Annotated in this window: 4 protein-coding genes; all 4 read right to left on the bottom strand. The window is 67.1% G+C overall.

Annotation, left to right across the window (positions count from 1 at the left end; all coding sequences use genetic code 11):
- Positions 1-16: 16 nt before the first annotated feature.
- Positions 17-1,300 carry a TRAP transporter large permease gene (locus A612_RS13155; protein WP_019374929.1) on the bottom strand — a complete coding sequence of 428 codons (1,284 nt, stop codon included), beginning with the start codon at positions 1,298-1,300 and terminating at the stop codon, positions 17-19.
- Positions 1,297-1,980 carry a TRAP transporter small permease gene (locus A612_RS13150; protein WP_019374928.1) on the bottom strand — a complete coding sequence of 228 codons (684 nt, stop codon included), beginning with the start codon at positions 1,978-1,980 and terminating at the stop codon, positions 1,297-1,299. Before A612_RS13150 ends, A612_RS13155 begins: the two co-directional genes overlap by 4 nt.
- A gap of 132 nt (positions 1,981-2,112) precedes the next feature.
- The gene (locus A612_RS13145; RefSeq protein WP_019374927.1) at positions 2,113-3,117 is read right to left on the bottom strand and encodes a TRAP transporter substrate-binding protein; all 1,005 of its coding nucleotides are present in this window, start codon (positions 3,115-3,117) and stop codon (positions 2,113-2,115) included.
- Positions 3,118-3,237: 120 nt separating this feature from the next.
- Positions 3,238-4,210 (bottom strand): DctP family TRAP transporter solute-binding subunit (locus A612_RS13140; RefSeq protein ID WP_019374926.1); only part of this gene is annotated, 973 nt, incomplete at its 5' end.

Raw genomic sequence — 4,210 nt, 5'->3', positions numbered from 1 at the left:
ATGCGGCCAGCCGCCGCTACATCATGCCCAGCATGCGCGGGAACCACAGGCTGAGCGCCGGCCAGTAGGTCACGACGACCAGGAAGCCGAGCATCGCCAGCAGCCACGGCCAGACCGCCACCGTGAGCTCGGTGATGCCCATCTTGGTGATGCCCGAGGCCACGTACAGGTTCAGGCCCACCGGCGGGTGGCACATGCCGATCTCCATGTTCACCACCATGATGATGCCGAAGTGGATCGGGTCGATCCCCAGCTTCATCGCCACCGGGAACAGAATGGGCGCGAAGATCAGCATGATCGACGACGGCTCCATGAAGTTGCCCGCCAGCAGCAGGATCACGTTCACCGCCAGCAGGAAGGTGACGACCCCCAGGCCGTTGCCCAGCATCCAGTCGGCCAGCGCCTGCGGGATGTTCTCGTTGGTCATGATGAAGCTGAACAGCACCGCGTTGGTGATGATGTACAGCAGCATCGCGCTCATGTTGGCCGAGGACAGCAGCACGCGCGGCACGTCCTTGAGGCGCATGTCCTTGTAGATGAACACCGCCACGATGAAGGCATAGACCGCGCTCATGGCGGCGGCTTCGGTGGGCGTGAAGATGCCGGCGTAGATCCCGCCCATGACGACGATGATCAGGAACAATCCCCAGGCGGATTCGCGAAAGGCGCGCCAGCGCTCGGCCCAGCTCGCCTTGGGCAGGCGCGGGTAGTCGTACTTGCGCGCGCGCCACCAGGTCACGCCGCCGAGCACCGCCGCCAGCGCCAGGCCCGGCACCACGCCGGCCATGAACAGTGCGCCCACCGAGGTGTTGGTGGCCACGGCATACATCACCATCACGATGGACGGCGGGATCAGGATGCCCAGCGCCCCCGAGGTGGTGATCACGCCCGCGCCGAAGCGGTTGGGAAAGCCCGCCTTGACCATCGCCGGCAGCAGGATCGAGCCGATGGCCACCACGGTCGCCGGGCTGGAGCCCGACACCGCCGCGAACAGCGCACAGGCCACCACGCCGCCCAGGCCCAGGCCGCCGTGCCAGTGGCCGACCATGGCGGTGGCGAAGTTGATCATGCGCCGCGCCACGCCCCCGTGGGTCAGGAAGTTGCCCGCCAGGATGAAGAACGGGATCGCCATGATCTCGAACTTCTCGATGCCGGTGAACAGCTTGAGGGCCACCGACTCCAGCGGCACGTCCGTGAAGCCGAACAGGAAGGTGAGCACCGTCAGGCCCAGCGAGATGGACACCGGCATGCCGGTGAGCATCAGGGCCGCGAGGATCAGGAAGATGATGGCGGCGTTCATTTGCGCTCTCCTGGGCCGGGCTTGTCCTCGTCGGGGTGCAAGTTGTCCTGCATGTTGTAGTAGTCGATGTTCTGGGCGGCGTCCTCCTCGGGCGTCTCCTCCAGGCCGTCCACGTGGCCGTGGTCGTGGTGCGGCAGCTCACCCGTGCGGATGAAGCCCCACATCACCTGCAGGAAGCGAAAGCACATCAGGCCGCTGCCCAGCGGGATGGCGCTGTAGACGGTCCAGGTGGGCCACTCCAGGTCGGGCGTGGTCGGGCCCTCGATCAGGTCCTCCACGTTCAGGCCGAGGAAGTTGAAGATGGCGTAGTGCGCGCCGTTGTCCCAGACGAAGGTCGCGCCCATGACGGTGACCACGCCGGTGAAGAGCGCGCCGGCCGCCATGCCGAAGATGATGAACTTGCCGCGCGTGGCCTTGCCCATGCGGTTGATGACCACGTCCACGCCCACGTGGATCCCGGTGCGCACGCCGTAGGCGGCGCCGAACTTGGCCATCCAGACGAACATGATGATGGTCAGCTCCTGCGCCCAGGTCATGTTGATGGACAGCAGCCAGTCCTGCAGGCCGGGGATGGGGTAGCCGGCGGTGTAGCGGTGCAGCACCGCGACGAAGACGATGAGCGTGGCGGCGCCCATCAGGAAGGTGATCAGCCACTCTTCCAGGTGATCGAGGATTTTCATGGGGATGCTTCTCCGGGGAGATCGGTGCGCGGTGCAAGGGCACTGCGAGGGCGCCCGGGCCCGGCCCGCACGCCCTCCTCACGCCGCGGGGCGCTGCGCTGCGCCCCGCGGGTGGCTCGGCCGGTCAGCCCGTCAGAGCTTCTTGGGGTCGAAGCCGGTGGCCTGGTAGACGTCCTGGATGATCTCCTTGCCGACGCGGCCCGACATCTTCTCGTGCACCGGCACCAGGGCCTTCTTCAGCTGCGCGCGCTCCTCGGCCGTGGGCGTGTAGATGGTGGTGCGGCCGCTCTTCTTCACCGCTTCCATGGCCTGGTCGTTCTCGTCCTGGGCGATCTGGTTGGCGTAGTCCGTCGCCTGGCGCATCGCGTCTTCCAGCTGGCCGCGCACGGTGGCGTCCAGCCCGTCCCAGAACTTCTTGTTCACGATCACGGCGTAGCCGAGGTAGCCGTGGTTGGTCATGCTGACGTGCTTTTGCACCTCGTGCATCTTCTGCGTGTAGAAGTTGGACGGCGGGTTCTCGGTCGCGTCCACCACGCCGGTCTGCAGCGCCTGGTAGGTCTCGCCGAAGGCGATCACCTGCGGGATGCCGCCGAGCGTGCGGATCTGCTCTTCCAGCACCTTGGAGGACTGGATGCGGTACTTCAGGCCCTTGTAGTCGGCCACGGTGTGCAGCGGCTTGTTGGCCGAGAACACCTTGAAGCCGTTGTCCCAGAAGGCCAGGCCCTTGATGCCGCGGCTCTCGAGCTTCTTCATCAGCTTCTCGCCCACGGGGCCGGTCGTGACCTTGTGCAGCTCCTCGCGGTTGTCGAAGATGAAGGGCAGGTCGAAGACCTCGAACTCCTTGACGCCCAGCGGGCCGAACTTGGCCAGCGACGGAGCGAGCATCTGGACCGAGCCCAGCTGCAGCGCCTCCATCTCTTCCTTGTCCTTGTACAGGGCGCTGTTGGCGTAGACCTCGACCTTGACCTTGCCCTGGGTCAGCTCCTCGGCCTTCTTGGCGAAGAACTCGGCGGCCTTGCCCTTGGGCGTGTCCTGGGCCACGACGTGGCTGAACTTGATCACGGTCTGCGCGTGGGCGGTGGCGGCGCCGACGGCCAGCAGCGCGCAGGCGAGCACGTGTTTCACGGGAAATTTCATGGCAGTCTCCTAACAAGGGGGATCACAACGCCGTGCACTGTAGGGAAGCGCGTTACCCCCGGTAACTGTGGCACTGTGGCCTTCCACAGCTAGGGACAACCCTTACGAACAAACCCGGATTCAAACCAGCGCGGCAGCCGCTCCGCGCATGCGCCGCAGCCATTCCGGCCCGATGCGCGCTTCCAGCCCCTCGTACACCGCGCGCGTGGCATGGCGCAGGCGCTGGCGCTGCACCGCATCCAGCGCATGGATGCGCGTGGCGCCACTGGCGCGCAACGCCGCCAGGGCCTCGTCGTTCTCGCGCCGGGCGATGGCGTTGCCCCACTTCAGCGCCTCGGCAAGTGCCTGCCCGACGAGTTCCCGGTCGGCCGGCGCGAGGTATTCCCAGAAACGCTGGTGCACCACGATGGCGTAGCCCAGGTAGCCATGGGCGGTCAGGCTCAGGTCGCTTTGCACCTCGTGCATGCGCTGCGTCCAGAAGTTGGAGATCGGGTTTTCCGTGCCGTCCACCACGCGCTCGGCCAGCGCCCGGCGGGTCTCGCCGAAGGACAGCACCACGGGCCGCGCGTCCAGGGCGCGCATCTGGTGCGCGATCACGCGCGAGGACTGGATGCGCATGCGCAGCCCGGCGAAGTCCTCGGGAGCACGCAGCGGCCGGTTGGCGCTCATGTGCTTGAAGCCGTTGTCCAGGTAGCCCAGCCCCACCAGCTGCTGGCGCGCCAGCAGCGCCAGCAGCTCCTGCCCGACGGCGCCCTGCATGGCACGGTGCACCTGCCCGGTCTCGTCGAACAGGAACGGCAGGTCGAACAGCTCGAACTCGGGAAAGCCGATCGGCCCGAACTTCGACAGCGAGGGCGCCACCATGTCGATGGCGCCCAGCTGCAGCGCCTGCATCTCGTCCTCGTCGCCGTAGAGCAGCGAGTTGGGGTGGATCTCGACCTCGATCTCGCCCCCGCTCAGGGCCTGCAGCCGCGTGCGGAAGTGTTCGAGTGCCAGCCCCTTGGGCGTGCGGCGCGCGACCACGTGGGACAGGCGGATGCGCACGCGCGGCGGGCCATGGGCAGCGGCCCCGGCAGGTCCCGGCAGGGCAGCC

The organism is Melaminivora alkalimesophila (assembly GCF_000282995.1).
In the GTDB taxonomy this organism is placed as follows: Bacteria; Pseudomonadota; Gammaproteobacteria; order Burkholderiales; family Burkholderiaceae_C; genus Melaminivora; species Melaminivora alkalimesophila.
This window is presented reverse-complemented; position numbering and strand designations above follow the sequence as displayed.

Bases quoted from the DNA above. Each gene is read 5' to 3' on its own strand.
- A612_RS13150 (WP_019374928.1), bottom strand. From the start codon at position 1,980: ATGAAAATCCTCGATCACCTGGAAGAGTGGCTGATCACCTTCCTGATG.
- A612_RS13155 (WP_019374929.1), bottom strand. From the start codon at position 1,300: ATGAACGCCGCCATCATCTTCCTGATCCTCGCGGCCCTGATGCTCACC.
- A612_RS13145 (WP_019374927.1), bottom strand. From the start codon at position 3,117: ATGAAATTTCCCGTGAAACACGTGCTCGCCTGCGCGCTGCTGGCCGTC.